This is a genomic window from Pseudomonas sp. PS01301 (assembly GCF_029960215.1).
Lineage (GTDB): Bacteria > Pseudomonadota > Gammaproteobacteria > Pseudomonadales > Pseudomonadaceae > Aquipseudomonas > Aquipseudomonas coleopterorum.
The window spans coordinates 58,626-76,729 of the sequence record NZ_JASCPM010000002.1 but is presented as its reverse complement, the minus strand read 5'-3'; the positions used below and the strand labels follow the sequence as shown (position 1 = coordinate 76,729).

Genomic DNA, 18,104 nt, shown 5'->3' with positions numbered 1-18,104 from the left:
CGAAACATCGGTACAGCCCTCTTTGGAGCTACTCCCCCGCCCGCGCCGCAGCCATCTGGTCGTTGAAGTTCGTGAAGAACTGTCCATAGCCGCCATTGGCTTCGGCGAAACGCAACGGCTTGACCCGCTCGACGAGAATTTCCTCGGCATCCGGCGAGCGTTCGAAAATCGCCATGACTTCGTCGATGAACTCCGCCAGCGGCATCGCATGGGGGTCGTTGGCTTGGCGCTGGCCCATCAGTTCGGTCTGGACGTACGGCGGCACCAGTTCGTGGACCTTCACGGCGGTGTCCTTGAGTTGGTAGCGCAGCGATTGGCTGTAAGAGTGGACTGCCGCCTTGGTTGCGCAGTAGCTGGGGGTCAGGGCCAACGGAACGAACGCCAGCCCGGAGGAGACCGTCACGATGGCCGCGTGGGGTCGAGTGAGAAAGTGCGGTAGCAGCAGGCCATCCAGATGAATGGGGCCCAGCAGGTTGGTAGCGACCGTGGCGTCGAGTTCGGTGGGACCTGCGCGCAGTGACTCGCCGCGCATGATGCCGGCCGAGTGAATGACCGTGTTGAGGTCCGGGTGGCGTTCGATCAGTTGTTCGACGACTCGTTGCCGGTCCTGCGCATCGCTGGTGTCGAGTACGGTGTAGTGCAAGCCCGGATTGGCCGCGACTACCTGTTTGAGCAGCGCTTCTCGGCGTCCCGCGATGATCACTTCGTTGCCTCGGGCCAGAAAGGCTTCGGCCAAGGCGCGACCGATGCCGCTGCCGCCACCGGTGATCAGGATCGTGTTGCCCGTGGTTTGCATGGGAGTCTCCAGTGAGATGGGGAAGTCATTGCGCTTGAGTCTGGTCTACCATAGGACGCGCGGGAGCAAGGCGCCAGCTGCCCGCATCTTCGTTCATTCGTTTGCCTTGCGAGCCACTCATGCAGATCGTCCTCATCGTCAACGGCCAACGGCTGCAACTTCCTCATCAGACTGAACCTGCGGTGCCATGGTGGAGCTTCACCAAGACGGTGCTGGCGGCCACGGCGCTGACTCTGGTGCGTGACGGACGGCTGCGTCTGGACGACCCGCTCGCCGGCGTCCCCTACACCTTGCGCCAACTGCTGCGGCACGAGGCGGGGCTCGCAGACTATGGCGAGCTCGCCGACTACCACGCCGCCGTTGCGCGTCACGAGGCTGCGTGGCCTGCAAAGGAAATGCTCGAACGATTGCAGGCCGAGCGTCTGCGGTACCCCCCTGGCGAAGGCTGGCGCTACTCCAACGTTGGCTACTGGCAGGTGGCTCGGCTGATCGAGCGCACCAGCGACCTGTCGCTGGCCGACGCCGTCCGCACGCGCGTGCTGCAGCCGCTGAACATCGCTGACACGGTACATTTCGCGGCGTCCGGGTCAGAGCTCGGGCAATCCTGCGCCAGCCTTGCCCGCTATGATCCGGGCTGGGTGTATCACGGCTTGCTGATCGGCCCGCTCTCGCAGGCGGCGCTGCTACTCGATAGGCTACTGCGGGGTGATCTGTTGCCCGCCGCGTTGCTCCAGACCATGCAGGACACCACGACACTGGGCGGGCCGATACCCGGTCGACCGTGGCTGGCGCCAGGCTATGCGCTGGGGCTGATGCGTGGGCCCGTGGCTGGGGGCCTGGTGCTGGCGGGACACACCGGATGCGGGCCCGGCAGCGTCCTCGCGGTGTACAGGGGCGTCATGGACGAGCGATCGGTGAGCTGTGCTGCTTTTGCCGAGGCCGCAGGCGAAGGTGAGGTCGAGGCCGCCGTGGTCGAGCAGATACGCCAGCATGTCTCAGGGTGATGCACCGCGGCAATCTCTTCACGTCACCAAGCGCTCCGACGAGGGGGTGAACCTTGGTCGCCAGTCCGCAGACACCGTCATCGATGCAGCCGTGCCGCTCAGCCAAGCCCCGGCGGCAACGGATGAAGGTCCCGATTACGCCCCGCCTTCGCCACCTGCCCCGGCATCTCATGCTCCAACAGTGCCGGCAAGGTGCGGGACAGCTCGAGCAGACGGGGCAGATCGATGCCAGTGGGAATGCCCATTTCCTCGCACAGGTTAACCAGGTCTTCGGTGCAGATATTGCCTGAGGCGCCGGGTGCGAACGGGCATCCGCCCAAGCCACCCAGCGATGCATCGAAGCGCCGGGCACCGGCTTCATAGGCTGCCAGCACGTTGCTCAGCCCCAGCCCGCGGGTGTTGTGAAAGTGCAGCGTCAGCGCATCGGCGGGCAGTTGCTCCAACACCCGCCGGACCAGTCCATACACCTGGCGCGGATTGGCCATGCCGGTGGTGTCGGCCAGGGTCACCCCTTGCAGGCCCAGCCGCTGGTAGGCATCGACCAGGCCCATGACAACCTTTTCATCGATGCGCCCTTCGAACGGGCAGCCGAAGGTCGTGGCAACGGTAACGTTAAGGCTGACCGACGTGCCGCGAGCCAGCTCGACCACCTCGGCGAAGCCCGCCAGGGACTGCTCCCGACTCATGCGCATGTTGGCGAGGTTATGGCTCTGGCTGGCCGACAACACCAGGTTGAGCTCGTCGGCCTTGGCTGCGAGGGCACGCTGCGCACCCTTGAGGTTCGGGATCAATGCAACGTAGGTGACGCCCGGCTGGCGTACGATGCCGCCAAACACCTGCTCACCATCGCGCAAGGCTGGCACGGCCCTGGGCGAAACGAATGAGCCAGCCTCTATACGGCTGAAGCCGGCGAGCGAGAGCTGGTCGATCAAGGCGATCTTGTCTTCGGTGGCGACCCACATCGGTTCGATCTGCAGACCGTCACGCGGCGCCACCTCCTGAACGATGAGACGTTGCGAGTAATCGCTGATCATTGCACGATGCCCTCATCCTTCAGGCGCTGGATAGCGCTCTCGCTCAAACCCAGCTCGGTCAGTACGGCCTGGGTGTGTTGGCCCAGGCTCGGCCCTTGCCAGTTGATCACACCGGGAGTGTCGGACAGTTTGGGCACCACGCCGGGCATTTTCGTTTCCACCCCACCGGGCAGTTGCGCGTCGAGAATCATGCCCCGTGCCTGATAGTGCGGGTCGGCGACGATATCGGCGACCGAGTAGATGCGCCCGGCAGGCACCTCCGCTGCTTCCAGCACGCGCAGCACTTCATCGATGGGACGCTGAGTGCTCCACGCGCTGATGGCACCATCGAGCAGATCGCTCTGCGCGGCGCGGCCGTCGTTGTGGGCAAACGCAGGGTCGTCGCCCAGATCGCCTCGACCGATGGCGGTCATCAGGCGCTTGAAAATGGGATCGCTGTTGCCCGCGATCACGACATAACCGCCATCGGCAGTCGGGTAGGTGTTGGACGGCGCGATGCCGGGCAAGGCACCACCGCTGCGTTCGCGGACGTGGCCGAGCATGGCGTACTCCGGCACCAGGCTTTCCATGACATTGAAGACGCTTTCGGCCAGCGACACATCGACCACCTGGCCGTCACCCTGGCCGGTCTTGACCCGCAGCAACGACATCAGCGCGCCCATCACCGCATGCATGGACGCCAGCGAGTCGCCCAGGCTGACACCCACTCGCGCCGGCGGTGAGTCCGGATTCCCGGTGGTGTAGCGAATACCGCCCATGGCCTCGCCGATCGCGCCGAAACCCGGCCGATCACGATACGGACCGGACTGGCCATAGCCGGAAATGCGGACCAGGGTCAGCTTGGGGTTCAGCGCATGCAGCACGTCCCAGCCCAGGCCCAACTTTTCCAAAGCGCCAGGCCGCAGATTCTCGATCAGCACATCGGCGCTTTCGGCCAGTTGCTTGACGATCTCGATACCCTCGGCGGACTTCAGATTCAGTGCCAGGGATTTCTTGTTGCGCGATTGCAGGTACCACCACAACGAGGTGCCTTCGTGGAGTTTGCGCCACTTGCGAAGGGGATCGCCCTGCCCCAGGGTTTCGATCTTGATCACCTCGGCACCGAACTCGCCGAGCAGGCGCGCAGCGAACGGTGCAGCGATGAGGGTTCCGATTTCGATGACGCGGATTCCGCTCAGAGCAGTCATGGGGGCAACCTCGATATGCCTTGGAATTTGCACCAAGACTAGAGGCATACCCGCGGCAATTACCAGCCGCGGGTCAACGATCGGTGAACATCCGTCACCATTCAGCCCTGATTGACACCCTCGGGCACCAGTTGATCCTCACCCAGGAAACAACCGCTCTGGTGCTGCCACAACCGGGCATAGATGCCGTTTTTGGCCAGCAATTCGGCGTGGGTGCCCTGCTCCAGAATCCGCCCTTGATCCATGACGATGAGGCGATCCATGGCAGCGATGGTCGACAGGCGATGCGCGATGGCGATTACGGTCTTGCCCTGCATCATGTGATCCAGGCTTTCCTGGATCGCCACTTCGACTTCCGAATCCAGCGCGCTGGTGGCTTCGTCGAGCAACAGGATGGGCGCATTCTTGAGCATCACCCGCGCAATCGCCACGCGCTGGCGCTGGCCGCCAGACAGCTTGATGCCGCGCTCGCCCACCAGGGTGTCGTAGCCACTGTGGCCCTGACGGTCGCTGAGTTGGCTGATGAATTCATCGGCCTGAGCGCTCGCTGCAGCGCTGCGCACTTGCTCGTCGGTCGCATCGGGACGGCCATAGGCAATGTTGTCGCGAATGGACCGGTGCAGCAGCGAGGTGTCCTGAGTGACCATGCCGATGGCGCTGCGCAGGCTGTCCTGGGTCACGTGGGCGATGTTCTGCCCATCGATGCGGATCTCGCCGCTGTCGACATCGTAGAAGCGCAGCAGCAGGTTGATCAGCGTCGACTTGCCCGCCCCCGAACGCCCCACCAGGCCGATCTTCTCGCCCGCGCGGATGTTCAGGCTCAGGCCGTCGAGCACCTGACGTTCACCGTTGTAGTTGAAACTGACGTTGTCGAATGTCACTGCACCGCCTCTGGTGCTGAGTTCGCCGGCATTGACCGCGTCCTGCACCTTGGCGCCCCGGGTCAGGGTGCCCATGCCATCCTGCAGGGTGCCGATGTTTTCGAACAGCGAAGTCATCTGCCACATGATCCAGTGCGACATGCCGTTGATGCGCAAGGCCATGGCCGTGATCGCCGCCACCGCGCCGGTGCCGATCTCGCCCAGGTGCCAGAGCCACAGGGCATAGCCACCGGCCGCCATGAGCAGCCCGACCACCAGCGCCTGATTGACGATCTCGAACTGGCTGACCAGACGCATCTGGCGAAAGCCGGTGTTCTTGAAGTCTTCCATGGCCGCGCGGGCGAAATGCGCCTCGCGGTTGGAATGAGAGAACAGCTTGACCGTGGCGATGTTGGTGTAGGCATCGGAGATGCGTCCGGTCATCGACGAACGCGCGTGGGCCTGCTCCTGCCCGACCTTGCCCAGGCGTGGCACGAAGTACCACATCGCCAGGCCGAACAGAATGAGCCAGGCCACGAACGGCAGCATGAGCTTGGGCGCGAAGCCGCCGGCCAGCGCGATGATGGCGATGAAATACACGCCGATGCCGGGCAGGATCTCGATCAGGGTGAACAGCACGTCGCGCACGGCCAGGGCGGTCTGCATCACCTTGGTGGTGACCCGTCCGGAAAACTCGTCGGAGAAGAACGACAGGCTTTGCCGCAGCATCAACCGGTGAAAGTCCCAGCGCAGCCTGAGCGGCAGGTTGATCGCCAGAATCTGGTGCTGAACCATGGTACGTAGCGCGACCAAGGCGATGCTGCCCACCATGACCAGCCCCATGCCCCACAGCACTCGGCTTTCCTGGGCGGCAGCCTCGCCGCCCTGCTGCCAGGTGGTAAGCAGGTCGACGACCTGGCCCAGAAAGGAAAACAGCCAGGCTTCATAGATCGACACGGCGGCGCTGAGGACGGCGAAGGCGATGATATAGCCCCGCGCACCGCGGGTGCAGGCCCATAGAAAGCGCGCCAGACCGGTCGGCGGCGGTGGCACTTCGTCAGGTGGAAAAGGGTCGAGCCTGCGTTCGAATGCACGAAGCATGGGGGTCTCCATTGGAATCAAGTGGCGCAGATTCTGCCACTTAATGACCGCCAGGTGGGTCGCAATGGATGGCTTTGCCAACAATGGCCTGGTTCTGGATCCACGTGACCAGCTCTTCGGCGGGCATCGGCATGGCGATGAAGTACCCCTGCCCCTCGTCGCAACCCCAGCTTTTAACCGCGTCGAAATTGGTCTGGTTTTCGATACCTTCGGCCACGACCTTGTAGCCCAGGCGCTGGGCCAGGTCGATGAGCGTGATGACCAGGCGCCGGTCCCGTTCCTCGTTCTGGATGTCCTTGATCAGTGAACGGTCCAGCTTCACCGAGGTGGCCGGCAATTCGCGCAGGTAGGTCCAGTTGCTGTAACCGGTGCCGAAGTCATCGATGGAAATCTCGACGCCCAGTGCCCGCAGGCGCGTCAGCTGGTTGCGGCATTCGGCGGGATTTTTGATCAGCGCGCCCTCGGTGAACTCGATCTCCAGCGTCGTGGCCTCGACACCATGGCGTATGAGCGCCTGGATCAGCCGGTCGGTGAAGGCCGGCCCCTCGAGGTCACAAGGGCTGACGTTGATCGCCACCTTGAAGTCGTACCCGGCATCTCGCCACTGCCGCGTCTGCTGGATGGCCGCCTCGACCACCCAGACGCTCAACAGACGGATCAGATCGGTCTTTTCCGCGAGCGGCACGAACTCATCCGGCCCGATCGGGCCCAGGGTCGGATGGGTCCAGCGCAGCAACGCCTCGACCGCACAGCAGCGTCCACTGGCGAAATCGATGCGCGGCTGGAACACCAGCCCCAGTTGCTCGGACTCTTCCAGGGCATAGGACAGCGAACTGAGCAACACGAAGGCACGCTGCTGGGCGATGTCCAGCTCGGCCTGGTACCTGGCCCAGCCGATGCCCCGGTCGCGTGCGTAATCGGCAGCGCTGACCACGAGGCGGACCCAGTCGCGGTCGTCGAGGGTATGGCGGTCGAGTTCCAGCGCACCCATGCCGATCTGGGCGCGAATGGGAATACCGTCGTGCTCGACCGGCAGGGCGAAGGCCGTGGAAAACTTTTCGTACAAGGTCGACAGGCACTCGTCCCGCGGCTTGATGAACGCGAAGCGCGTGAGGCCGATTCGATAGAGCACGCACTCAGGCCCGATCAGGCTGGCCACCCGGCGGCTGATTTCACTGACCAGGTGCTGGGAAAACGAATAGCCCAGTGCCTTGACGATATCGTTGACGAAGCCGGGCGAGAGGAAATCCACCGCGATCAGCAGCGGCTCTTCCCGCTGGCTGAGGTGGCGGTGAATGTCTTCTTCCAGGCGGATGCGGTTCATCAGGCGCGTGGGCCGGTCGATGAACGACGCAGCACGCAGGTCGTGCAGCCGGAGCACCACCAGCTGAGACAGATGATGCAGGCTCGCCAGCTGAGCTGCCGACATCGGCGGACGCGGTTTCTGGTCGATGACGCACAGGCTGCCCAAAGCGAGACCGTCGTGGGTCAGCAACGGAACGCCGGCGTAATAACGGATGCCCGGTGCGCCTGTGACCAGTTCGTTGTATCGAAAGCGTGGATCGAGGTGGGTGTCCGGAATTTCGAAGAAGTCATCGACCAGAATGGTGTGGCCGCAGAACGACACGTCTCGCGATGTGGAAGTCGCACTGATGCCGATCTTGGCCCGGAACCATTGCTGCTGTTCTTCGAGAATGGAGATGAGCGCGATCGGCGTGTCGAACACCTCCACGGCCAGGGCAACGATCCGGTCCAGCACCTCATCATTGACCGCATCGCGGTAGCACAGGTCGGCAACACGCCGAATGCGCTCACGCTCGTTGTCTGGCAAAGGTGGAGCGAAGTGGGTCATCACTGTGGTCGTTGCCCGATGGTCAGTCGCAAGGGGAATCACTCGAAACGAGGCTGCATAGGATGTATCGGCAGCCTTTCCCCAAACTGTATACGGCTTCGCGCAAAGCGTTCCACTGCCCTTCGTCCGTCTAGACCGCGCCGAAGAACGCCACCTTCTGCGACAGTCGATCGGCCAGGCGTGCCAGCTCGGTGCTGGCGGTGGCGACCTGTTGCGAGCCGCTCGCCGACTGCACCGTGGAGCCGTGGATCCGTGTGATGTTCTGCGAGACATCGTCGGCCACCGCGCTCTGTTGCACCGAAGCACTGGCGATCTGCGCGTTCATCAGGTTGATCGCGCCCACCTGCTCGCTGATCTTGGCCAGGGCGTCCTGGGCACTGCGGGTCTGGGTGACGGTCTGCCCGACCAGTTCGCAGCTGCTGCGCATGGTCTGCGCCGCCGCTTCGGTGCCCGACTGCAGGGTGCTGATCATCTCGCGGATTTCTTCGGTGGACTGCTGGGTGCGGTTGGCCAGCGAACGCACTTCGTCGGCGACCACTGCGAAGCCACGACCATGCTCGCCGGCGCGAGCGGCTTCGATCGCGGCATTGAGGGCCAGCAGGTTGGTCTGCGCGGCAATCGAATTGATCACATCGATGACCGACTCGATCTTTTCGCTGTGCCGCGAAACCTGGTCAACGGTCTCTGTAGTCTGTTCCAAAGTCACCGCCAGTTGCTCGATGGCCTGGGTGGTGCTGGCCACCAGCCGGTTGCCGCTCTCTACTTCGACATCCGCCAGCCGTGACGCATCCGCAGCCTGGGCGGCGTAACCGGACACTTCGCTCACCGTCGCCGCCATCTGCGTGATGGCCGTGGCCACCTGCTCAGCCTCACGGGTCTGCAGGCGGATGTGCGCGTCGTTGGACGTCGAGGTAGCGGACAGCTGTGCAGAGGAGTGATTGACCTCCCGCGCTGCAGTGCGCACCTGCTCGATGGTTTCGGCCAAGTGGCCCAGCGCGGTCTTCAACACGCCCATGACGCTGCCGGGGTGCTGGGTGATGATGGTCTGGTTGAGGTTGCCCGCAGCCAGTTGCTCGATGGCCAGGGCCACCTCGGCCGGCTCGGCGCCCAGTGTCGACTTGACAAAGCGAATGATCACGATCGACAGCACGATGCTCAGCAACAGCGCGATACCGGTCGCCACCAGCATCAGCGTACTGAACTGACTGGCAGTGGCCTGCACCGCGCCCAGCTTGGACTTGATCGAGGCCTCCTCGTAATCGATCAGGGCATTGATGCGCTTGAGCCATTCGCTGTAGTCGGCCGAGGTCTGGCGCAGCAACAAGGCCTGCGCGCCCTGGATATCGCCGGAACGGCGCAGGTCTATAAGCGTACGGCTGGAGTCCAGGGTCTGGCGCTCGATGCTCTTGATCGCCCCCAGCAACTCGCGCTCCTGTGGCGTCACGGAAGCCTTGTCGTAGAGCTGATCCATCGGCGCGGCCGAGTCGATGTAAGCCTTTTCCAGGGTGGCCACTTCCGCCAGGTGCTTTTCCAGGTCACGGTCGTTGTCCACCAGCACCGCGTCACGGATCGCGATGGCCCGGTTGTGCACACTGCCGCGGAAATTGATGGCGTAGCGCTGGATCTTGGCGGCATTTTCGCTGACGTCACTCAATGTCGAGTCGATGAAGGCGACCCGTTGAATGCCGATGGCAGTGATCATGATCAGCAAGGCAAGGATGGCTGCGAAGCTCAGGGCTATGCGCGTGGCCAGGGACAAGGGTCTTTTCATGGGCGGCTCGGCAGTAGTCCCGGCGAGGACTGAATAGGTGCGCGATGCTGAACTGCGATCACGCCGACGTGGCGGACTTTACGGCGCCACCGATCCAGAAACCAATTGCAATTTCACTGAAAAATAATAGCGAAATGCTATCAAACTTATGAGGCCTGCAACTGTATCACGCACTTGACAGGTAAAACGATCGCTTTACACTCGATTCATGGACAAACGAACTGAAATTCTCGCCGGCGCCGCCCGTACCTTTGAAACTCAAGGACTGCGAGGCGTTGGCATCGATCAGGTCCTTGCGCCCTCAGGTGCTTCGACGCGTACCCTCTACAAACACTTCGGCTCACGCGACGGTCTGGTGATGGCCGTGCTCGAAGACCGCCATCAGCAATTCATGGCCCAATTGGCCAGCGAGCGTGCGGGCGGCGGGGCGATCGCATCCCTGTTCGATACGCTGGCGCATTGGGTGAACGCCCGAGGTGCCAGCGGCTGCATGCTGCTGCGCGCGCGCAGCGAATACGCTCAGGCCAACGAGGCCATCGTCGCGTTGGTGGAGCAGCAGAAAGCCCAGTTCCATGCCGAGATCGCAGCCCGCGTACACACCGATCTTGGCCGTGAAGACGTCGCGCTGGCCTTGCAGGTCTGGCTGCTGTTCGAGGGGGCCACGGCCGCCGCCACGGTAGCAGGCACGGCAGTGATCGAGGCGGCCAAACAGGCGGCGCTAACCCTGATGGCGTGTGCCAAAGCCGCTCGGTCATGAAGCGCGGCCTCAATCTGGTCGCGGCCGCTTTCGCCCTCACCGCGCTTTCATATGGACTGGCGCGCTTCGCCTATGGCCTGTTGCTGCCGCAGATCCGCGCGGAGCTGGCGCTGGACGCGACCGCTGCTGGCTGGATCGGCAGCGGTGCCTTTGCCGCTTACTGCGTCGGCATCGTCCTGACGTTCGTCTGCAGTGCGAGCTTTACCCCACGCACCCTCGCCGCCTTCGCCGGCCTGACCGCCACGGCTGGCATGGCTTGCATCGTGGTCGCCTCGTCGGGCTGGATGCTGGGTGCAGGGGTTGCATTGGCGGGGCTGAGCACCGGCTTGACGTCTCCACCGCTGGCGAGCGCGGTCGCCGCGTACTTCGCCGATGAAGGCCGGGCCAAGGCAAACGCCACGATCAATGCCGGTACGGCCGTCGGCATCGTCTTCTCGGGCGCTGCAGCGGCAATGACGGTGAGCGCATGGCGTGAGCTGTATGCCCTGTTCGCCCTGATCGGCGCCGCAGTCACGCTGTGGCTGTGGTTCGCCCTGCCGAAGGCGCGGAGCAGCGAAACCACTGCGGGCTTCTCGCTGCAGATCCTTCGCCGACCCGGGCTTGCAGTGCTCTGCGCCAGCGCCTTCGCCATGGGTCTGTCGAGCACCGCCATCTGGACGTTTGGCGCCGACATTCTGCGCGGCACCTTTGGCCTGAGCGACACCGGCATCGCCTGGGCCTGGATCGTACTGGGGACTGCCGGTGTCAGCGGCGCGGCCACCGGTGTATTGATCGAGCGTTTCGGTACGGCACGGGTCCACGCCTTTTCGCTGCTGGGTATCGTTGCGGCGATCCTCACCCTGGCGGCAAGCGGATACAGCCTCGCCTTCGGCTTCGTGGCAATGGGCGTATTCGGTGCTGCCTATATCGTGTCGTCCGGCACCTACCTGATCCAGGGCATCGCCCTGCTCCCGGATCGACCGGACCTGGGCCTGGGATTCCCGTTCCTGTGCCTGGCGCTGGGACAGGCAACCGGCGCTCCGCTGTTCGGTGCAACCCTGGATGCCGTGGGGGTCACCGGAGCCCTTTTCGCCTTCACCCTACCGGCCGTGGTGGCGATCTTTCTGAGGCCTCGAGTCGGCTAGAAAAATCTTCACGCGCTCGCGCCCCTGCATCTGGAACTTACGCCCGTTTCGCCCACTCAGTTCTGTACCTGCCTGCCCTCATCCGAGACCACTGCCTTGGCCACATCTGCCCCCTCGCGGCGTAACGCGCTGTCTCTCGACGGCCTGAATTTCTTTCTGGCCGATGTCCGTGACGGGCTCGGGCCGTACCTGGCGATCTACTTGCTGGCCGTGCACAAATGGGATCCCGGCAGCATCGGCCTGGTCATGACCCTGGCGGGGCTCGCGGCGCTGCTGACCCAGACACCGGCGGGCGCGCTGATCGACCGGACCCGACGCAAGCGCGCGGTGGTCGTTGTCGCCGCCCTGCTGGTCACTGCCAGCTGCGTGGTCCTGCCGTTCATCACCTCGTTCGGCCTGGTCGCTGCCACCCAGGCGCTGGGCGCCATCGCAGGCTCGGTGTTCGCACCGGCCATCGCTGCCATTTCCCTGGGCATCACCGGCCCGAAGGCGTTCACCCGCCGTACCGGGCGCAACGAAACCTTCAACCATGCCGGCAACGCTTTCGCGGCTTTGCTGGCGGGTGGTTTTGCCTACCTGTTTGGACCGGTCGCGGTGTTCTATCTCATGGCCGCCATGGCGCTGGCCAGCGTGGTGGCGGTGAGCTGCGTGAAAGCGGACGCCATCGATCACGACGTCGCGCGCGGGCTGGAAGCGCATCACCAGGACGGGCACGACCAACCCTCAGGTTTCAAAGTGCTGCTCGGCAACCGCGCGCTGCTGGTATTCGCGGTCAGTTGTGCGCTGTTCCACCTGGCCAATGCGGCCATGCTGCCGCTGGTCAGTCAGAAGCTTTCACAGATCGACCTGAGCATGGCCACGCCACTGACCTCGGCCTGCATCGTCGCCGCGCAACTGGTGATGGTCCCCGCGGCCCTGCTGGTGGGCGCGCGGGCCGATCAATGGGGCCGCAAGCCGTTGCTGCTGGCTGGCTTCCTGATTCTGCCGATTCGCGGCGTGCTCTATACCTTTTCCAATGACCCTTACTGGCTGGTCGGTGTGCAACTGCTCGACGGCATCGGTGCCGGCCTGTTCGGCGCACTGTTTCCACTGGTCGTCAAAGACCTCACCCACGGCACCGGTCGCTTCAATGTCAGCCTGGGTGCGCTGACCACCGCATTCGGCCTGGGTGCCGCACTGAGTAACGGTCTGGCCGGTTTCGTCGTGCAGGAAGCCGGTTACAGCGCAGCCTTCCTCACCCTGGCCGGGGTCGCTGGCGCGGCCTTCCTCCTGCTGCTCACCGCCATGCCTGAAACCCTGCGCCGCGACACCGAAGAGGAAGCCGTACCTTGCCCCACGCCAGTCTGATCATCTGGGGCGTCAGCCTCCTCGCCACCTTGGGCATCATCACCCGACCCCTGCGGATTCCCGAATACGTCTGGGCACTGGCGGCAGCGATCGGGCTGGTCGCCGGTGGTCTGATTGCCTGGTCGGCGGCTCTGGCCGCGGTGCTCAAGGGCACCGATGTCTACCTGTTCCTGGTGGGCATGATGCTGCTGGCCGAACTGGCCCGCCGCGAAGGGCTGTTCGACTGGCTGGCGACCGTTGCCGCGCGCCAAGCAAGAGGCAGCGCGCAGCGACTGTTCGATCTGGTGTTCGCGGTGGGCACGCTGGTGACCATCTTTCTGTCCAACGACACCACGGCCGTGGTGCTGACACCGGCCGTCTATGCAGCCACACGGGCAGCGCAGGTCAACCCGCTACCGTACCTGTTCGTCTGTGCGTTCATCGCCAATGCCGCCAGTTTCGTGCTGCCGATTTCCAACCCGGCCAACCTGGTGATATTCGGCGAGCACATGCCGCCGTTGCTGGAGTGGCTGGCCATGTTCAGCCTGCCGTCGCTGGCGGCCATCGGCATGACCTACCTGGTCCTGCGCCTGACCCAGCGGCGGCATTTGCAGCAGCGTCTGGAACTGATCGAAGAACTGCCCCACCTGAGTATGGGCGCACGACTCACCGCCGCCGGGCTGGGCGTCACGGCCGTGGTGCTGCTGACCGTATCGGCGCTGGACGAAGCCTTGGGCTTGCCGACCTTCCTGGCGGCCTTCGCCACCCTTGCGCTGGTGCACCTGTACAAGCGCAGCAATCCCTGGCCGGTCTGCAAGGGCGTGGCCTGGGGCGTGCTGCCATTGGTGGCCGGACTGTTCGTGCTGGTGGAGGGTATCGGCCAGACCGGCGTGACCGCACACCTGGCCAGTTGGCTGGAGCAGGCGGCGAAGCAGACACCGGAACAGGCTCATTGGTGGGCTGGAATACTGGTCGCCATAGCCTGCAATATCGGCAACAACCTGCCGGTCGGCCTGCTCAGCGGATCCATCAACGAGCTGGGCCATCTGCCGCCCAATGTCACCGGCGCGCTGGTGGTCGGCGTGGACCTGGGTCCCAACCTGTCGGTCACCGGCTCCCTGGCGACCTTGCTGTGGTTGATCGCCGTACGTCGCGAAGGGGTGCAGATCAGCGCCTGGGCCGTTCTCAAGCTGGGCGCCGTGGTCATGCCCCCGGCCCTGATCGCCGCGTTGTGGCTGCTGTGAGAATTATCCGGAAGGCGTCCTTCAGAACTTCACGCTGGCCGTGAGCCGCGCCGTGCGCAACGCACCCTCTTCCACCTGCAACGCGCTGCTGCCGGTGGTCGATGGGTAATACTCCTTGTTGAACAGGTTGTCGATGTTCAACTGCAGGCGCGTCTCGTACCCACGGGTCGGCAGATCCCAACGTACGAAGGCGTCTGCCAGGGTGTAGCTGTCCATCCAGAAGCTGTTGGCATTGTCACCCGGCCGCTCGCCCACGTGGCGCGCACCAGCGCCCACATGCCATTGACCGGTCTGCGCCGGCAAGGCCAGATGGTGGGTCAGGTACAGGCTGGCGGTGTGCATCGGCGCATTGGGCAGACGATTGCCCTCCTGCTCGGGTGCTTCGGCGTTCTTCAGCACTTCGGTGTGGCTGTAGGCGTAGGTGCCGATCATGCTCCAGTCCTGGGCGATCTCGCCGGTTACATCCAGCTCGATACCCCTTGAGCGTGCCTTGCCGACGGCCTCATCGAGGCTGTCGCCATTGCTCTGCAGCACGCTGTTGACCAGGTTCTTCTTCTCGATGTCATAGACCGCCAGGTTGACGTTCAACGCCGCGGTCGGGGTGTACTTGATCCCCGCCTCATAGCTGCGACCCTCGGTCGGCTTGAAGCTGTTGCCCGCGTCGTCGGCGTCGTTGGGCACAAAGGAGCGGCTGTAGTTGGCATACAGCGCCACTGTGTCACTGGGCTGGTAGACGATCCCGCCGAACGGAATGAATTCATCGCCATTGGAGTCCGCGCCGGGTGCGTACGAGCGGCCTAAACCCTGGTCGCTGTACTGGTCCCAATGGGCCTGACGGCCACCGAACACCAGGATCCAGCGGTCGTTCAAGTGCCAGTTGTCCTTGAAGTACAGCGAGGTGGTGACCAGGTTGTTCTCGGCATTGCTCTGCGCCGCACTGACCGTGGTCGGTTCGGCCAGACGGCCATAAACGGGGTTGCGGATGTCGATGTTGCCGGCGGCGGTGTTGGCGTTGCGGTAGGTCTTGCCGCGGTATTTGTCCAGCGACTCGTTGTCCACGCCCACCACGATTTCGTGGCGCTGGCCGAACAGCTGCTGATCGCCGATCAGATCCAGCGCGGTATAATGGCTTTCATAGTCGTAATGGCCGCCATTGGCGATGCGTCGCAGCGTGTTGCCGTTGAGGGTATTGGGCTGGGCGACGGCGAGGCTGTAACGGTCCTCGGTCCAGCCGTAGGTCAGGCGGCTGCGCCAGGCATCGCTCAATTGGTACTCGAACTTGGCGGTGGTGCTCTGGCTGATGCCGACCGTCTTGGCCCAGCGCTCGTCGAGGCGGTCACGGTAGCTGATGTCGGCCGGCCGCCCGCCGACGAACACGGTGCCGCGATCGAAGGGACTGGCATAGTCGTTGTAGGTGTAGGCCAGCGAGGCACTGGCGCGCTCGCCGACCCAAGTGATCGACGGCGCAATCAGCGTATGCTCGTCGGTTCCGTAATTGCGCCAGTAATCCTCATGACTGCGCTCGGCCACCAGTCGGTAGGCCAGATCGGTGTCACCCAGCGGGCCGGTGGTGTCCATCGACAGCGAACCGCCGCCCTCGCTGAAACCCGAGGCGCTGAGGGTCGTGCTGCGGGTGAACTGGGGCTGCTTGCTGACGACGTTGATGACCCCACCCGGTTCCAGTGCGCCATACATCAGCGACGCCGGCCCCTTGAGCACCTCGACATGATCGGTGGTAGCGCCCAGGTTGCGGCCGATGGCCGAACGGATACCGTCGCGCAGGATGGAGTTGTCGTCGTTGCTGCCAAAACCGCGCTTGATCAGCGCATCCTTGGTGCCGCCCAGGGTGTTGGTCTGGGTGACGCCGCTGACGAAGCGCATGGCGTCGTTGAGATCCTTGACCTGGTAGTCGTCCAGCGTCCTGGCGGTGACCGCATTGACGGTTTGCGCTTCGTCGCGATTCTGCGTGGCGCTCTTGCTCGCCGTTTCCCCACGGGCCTGGGTGTAGCTGTCGGCGCCGTCAGCTTCGCCGGTGGCCTGGATGACACTGGAAGGCAACTCTGTGGCTGCAATGGCCAGGCCAGGCAGGACTGAGCACAACAGCACCCACGAAGGGGCCCGATTCAACGACTTGACCACGCATGTAACTCCGTACTGGATGAAAGACGCGAATGCGTCCCATCTGTATTGTACGGGTTGCCGTGATCATTTGCCGAGCCCGTTGAACCATTTCGAACATTTTACAGACGGAAGCGGCTCACCAGATCGTTGAACGAGGTGGCCAGGCGCGACAGATCCTGAGTCGATGCGCTGGTCTGATGGGCACCGGCCGCGGTCTGCGTGGACAGATCCTGAATGTTGATCAGGTTGCGGTCCACTTCACGGGCCACATGGGCCTGCTCTTCGCAGGCGCTGGCAATCACCAGGTTGCGGTCATTGATCTGCGCGATCCCGGTGGCGATGGATTGCAACGCCTCGCCGGTGGCCTTGGCCAGCACCTGGGTATCGCCCACCAGCCCCTGACTCTTGCCCATGGCGGCCACGGCCTGATCCGCACGCGAACGTACCGCCCCGATCATGCTTTCGATCTCGCCCGTCGAAGACTGGGTCCGTGCCGCCAGGGCCCGGACTTCGTCGGCAACCACGGCGAAACCGCGTCCCTGCTCGCCGGCACGGGCCGCTTCGATGGCCGCGTTGAGGGCCAACAGATTGGTCTGCTCGGCGATCCCGCGGATCACGTCGAGCACCTTGCCGATATCGCGCACCTGAACCGCCAGGTCTTCGACGATGGTGGTCGACGACTGGATCTCGACCGTGGCGTTGTTCACCGCATCCACGGCGTTGCGCGCCTGCGCCAGGCCGTCGGTGGCCTGGCTGCTGGCGGTCTTCGAAGCTTCGGAGGTGGAAATGGCATTGCGCGCGACTTCTTCCACCGCCGAAGTCATCTCGGTAACGGCCGTGGCGGCCTGCTGAATCTCGTCGTTCTGGCGCAGCAGCCCGCGACTGCCGTCTTCGGTGACCGCATTCAGTTCTTCCGCAGCCGAAGCGAGCTGATTCGACGCGTCAGCGATCTGGTGAATGGTCGCCTTGAGGCCTTCCTGCATCTCGCCCAGCGCCGTGAGCAACTGTCCGGTCTCGTCGCGCGCCGCGCTGCCGATGGTGTGGGTCAGGTCACCCTTGGCGATCAACTGGGCGCTGGCCACTGCCGTGGCGATGGGGCGGCTGATCAAGCGGCTGATGAACAGCCCGAGTGCCAGGGCAGCCAGGAATGCCAAGGCGATGCCGATGTACAGCACGGTGATTGCCGCCTGTTCCTGCTCTTCGGCGTCACGTGCGCCTTCACCGATCTGCCGGTTGTTGGACTCGACCATGATGGTCAACTCGTCCATGACCGTACGATAGCCCTGCTGGATCTCGCCGGACATGAGCGCGCGCGCTCCCTGAACGTTGCCGGAATCGAGTACGGTCAGCACTTTCTGGATCTGCGCCTGATAGATTGGCCAGTCACGTTCCATCTGGTCGCCAGCGGCACGCTCGTCGTCCGCCAGCGGCGTCTTGCGATAGATCGCGAAGGCCTTCTCGCTGTCCGCCTGGTTGGTGGTCATGGCCTGGCGGATGGTGTCCTTGACGCCCTGCGCATCGTTTTCCGCGTGAGCGGCTATCAGCGCATACAGATCCTTGAGCTGGGCAATCGCCTTGCTCTTGGCTTCGGCTGTTTTGGAGACAGACACAAGGTTGTTGGCAAACACGTTTTTCAGGCTGTCCGACAGCTGACTGATCCCGCGTGCGCCTAGCACGCCCACGGCCAGCGTGATGAAGGCGCACAGCCCGAAGGCTAGGAGCATTTTGGTAGATAACTTTGCATCGCGCAGCCACGTCATACGGAAATCCTGTCAGGTCGACCGAAAGCGCCGCGGAGTCGGCGCCTTGCATAAGGTCATGGGCGTTATGAGCGGTCTATCGGCGCGCACCATCGAAGCTTGAATGACGTTCGTCGCTTAGCCCATCGCACACACCCGGCCAGGTTTCCGGCGACCAAATGCACACG

At 63.8% G+C, this 18,104-nt stretch carries 13 protein-coding genes; 5 read left to right on the top strand and 8 right to left on the bottom strand.

The features are described from left to right. Positions 1 to 28: 28 nt before the first annotated feature. Positions 29 to 796, bottom strand: coding sequence for an SDR family NAD(P)-dependent oxidoreductase (locus tag QMX89_RS01350; protein ID WP_282346130.1), 768 nt, complete (start codon positions 794 to 796; stop codon positions 29 to 31). Between the two features lie 119 nt (positions 797 to 915). On the opposite strand from QMX89_RS01350, the gene QMX89_RS01345 reads away from it, so the two are divergent. Beyond that, positions 916 to 1,800, top strand: a complete 885-nt coding sequence (locus QMX89_RS01345; RefSeq protein ID WP_282346128.1) for a serine hydrolase domain-containing protein — start codon at positions 916 to 918, stop codon at positions 1,798 to 1,800. A 98-nt stretch (positions 1,801 to 1,898) separates the two neighbouring features. Here the strand turns inward: QMX89_RS01345 and QMX89_RS01340 are convergent, their stop codons facing one another. From QMX89_RS01340 to QMX89_RS01320, 5 genes are all read right to left on the bottom strand, one after another. Continuing rightward, positions 1,899 to 2,834, bottom strand: coding sequence for a hydroxymethylglutaryl-CoA lyase (locus QMX89_RS01340; protein ID WP_282346126.1), 936 nt, complete (start codon positions 2,832 to 2,834; stop codon positions 1,899 to 1,901). Continuing rightward, entirely contained in the window at positions 2,831 to 4,021 is a 1,191-nt protein-coding gene (locus tag QMX89_RS01335) for a CaiB/BaiF CoA-transferase family protein (protein ID WP_282346124.1), read from the bottom strand. Before QMX89_RS01335 ends, QMX89_RS01340 begins: the two co-directional genes overlap by 4 nt. A 101-nt stretch (positions 4,022 to 4,122) precedes the next feature. Continuing rightward, on the bottom strand, positions 4,123 to 5,982 hold the full coding sequence (locus tag QMX89_RS01330) for an ABC transporter ATP-binding protein (RefSeq protein WP_282346122.1): 1,860 nt from the start codon (positions 5,980 to 5,982) through the stop codon (positions 4,123 to 4,125). A 40-nt stretch (positions 5,983 to 6,022) separates the two neighbouring features. Then, a complete protein-coding gene (locus QMX89_RS01325) occupies positions 6,023 to 7,834 on the bottom strand; it encodes a sensor domain-containing phosphodiesterase (RefSeq protein WP_282346121.1) in 1,812 nt (603 codons plus the stop codon). A 130-nt stretch (positions 7,835 to 7,964) separates the two neighbouring features. Next, positions 7,965 to 9,605 (bottom strand): methyl-accepting chemotaxis protein, encoded by a 1,641-nt coding sequence (locus tag QMX89_RS01320; RefSeq protein WP_282346119.1) that lies wholly within the window; start codon positions 9,603 to 9,605, stop codon positions 7,965 to 7,967. Positions 9,606 to 9,813: 208 nt separating this feature from the next. On the opposite strand from QMX89_RS01320, the gene QMX89_RS01315 reads away from it, so the two are divergent. The 4 genes from QMX89_RS01315 (at position 9,814) to QMX89_RS01300 (ending at position 14,056) form a co-directional block, all read left to right on the top strand. After that, complete coding sequence (locus QMX89_RS01315) at positions 9,814 to 10,362, top strand: TetR/AcrR family transcriptional regulator (protein ID WP_282346117.1); 549 nt, start codon at positions 9,814 to 9,816, stop codon at positions 10,360 to 10,362. Next, a complete protein-coding gene (locus QMX89_RS01310) occupies positions 10,359 to 11,486 on the top strand; it encodes an MFS transporter (protein WP_282346115.1) in 1,128 nt (375 codons plus the stop codon). The genes QMX89_RS01315 and QMX89_RS01310 overlap by 4 nt, the downstream gene beginning before the upstream one ends. Positions 11,487 to 11,582: 96 nt before the next feature. Further along, positions 11,583 to 12,833, top strand: coding sequence for an MFS transporter (locus tag QMX89_RS01305; protein ID WP_282346113.1), 1,251 nt, complete (start codon positions 11,583 to 11,585; stop codon positions 12,831 to 12,833). Next, entirely contained in the window at positions 12,815 to 14,056 is a 1,242-nt protein-coding gene (locus tag QMX89_RS01300; protein ID WP_282346111.1) for an arsenic transporter, read from the top strand. The genes QMX89_RS01305 and QMX89_RS01300 overlap by 19 nt, the downstream gene beginning before the upstream one ends. A 21-nt stretch (positions 14,057 to 14,077) precedes the next feature. Here the strand turns inward: QMX89_RS01300 and QMX89_RS01295 are convergent, their stop codons facing one another. Both QMX89_RS01295 and QMX89_RS01290 read right to left on the bottom strand, forming a co-directional pair. Beyond that, positions 14,078 to 16,099 carry a TonB-dependent siderophore receptor gene (locus QMX89_RS01295; RefSeq protein WP_282346324.1) on the bottom strand — a complete coding sequence of 674 codons (2,022 nt, stop codon included), beginning with the start codon at positions 16,097 to 16,099 and terminating at the stop codon, positions 14,078 to 14,080. Between the two features lie 197 nt (positions 16,100 to 16,296). After that, the gene (locus tag QMX89_RS01290) at positions 16,297 to 17,937 is read right to left on the bottom strand and encodes a methyl-accepting chemotaxis protein (RefSeq protein WP_282346109.1); all 1,641 of its coding nucleotides are present in this window, start codon (positions 17,935 to 17,937) and stop codon (positions 16,297 to 16,299) included. Between the last annotated feature and the right edge of the window lie 167 nt (positions 17,938 to 18,104).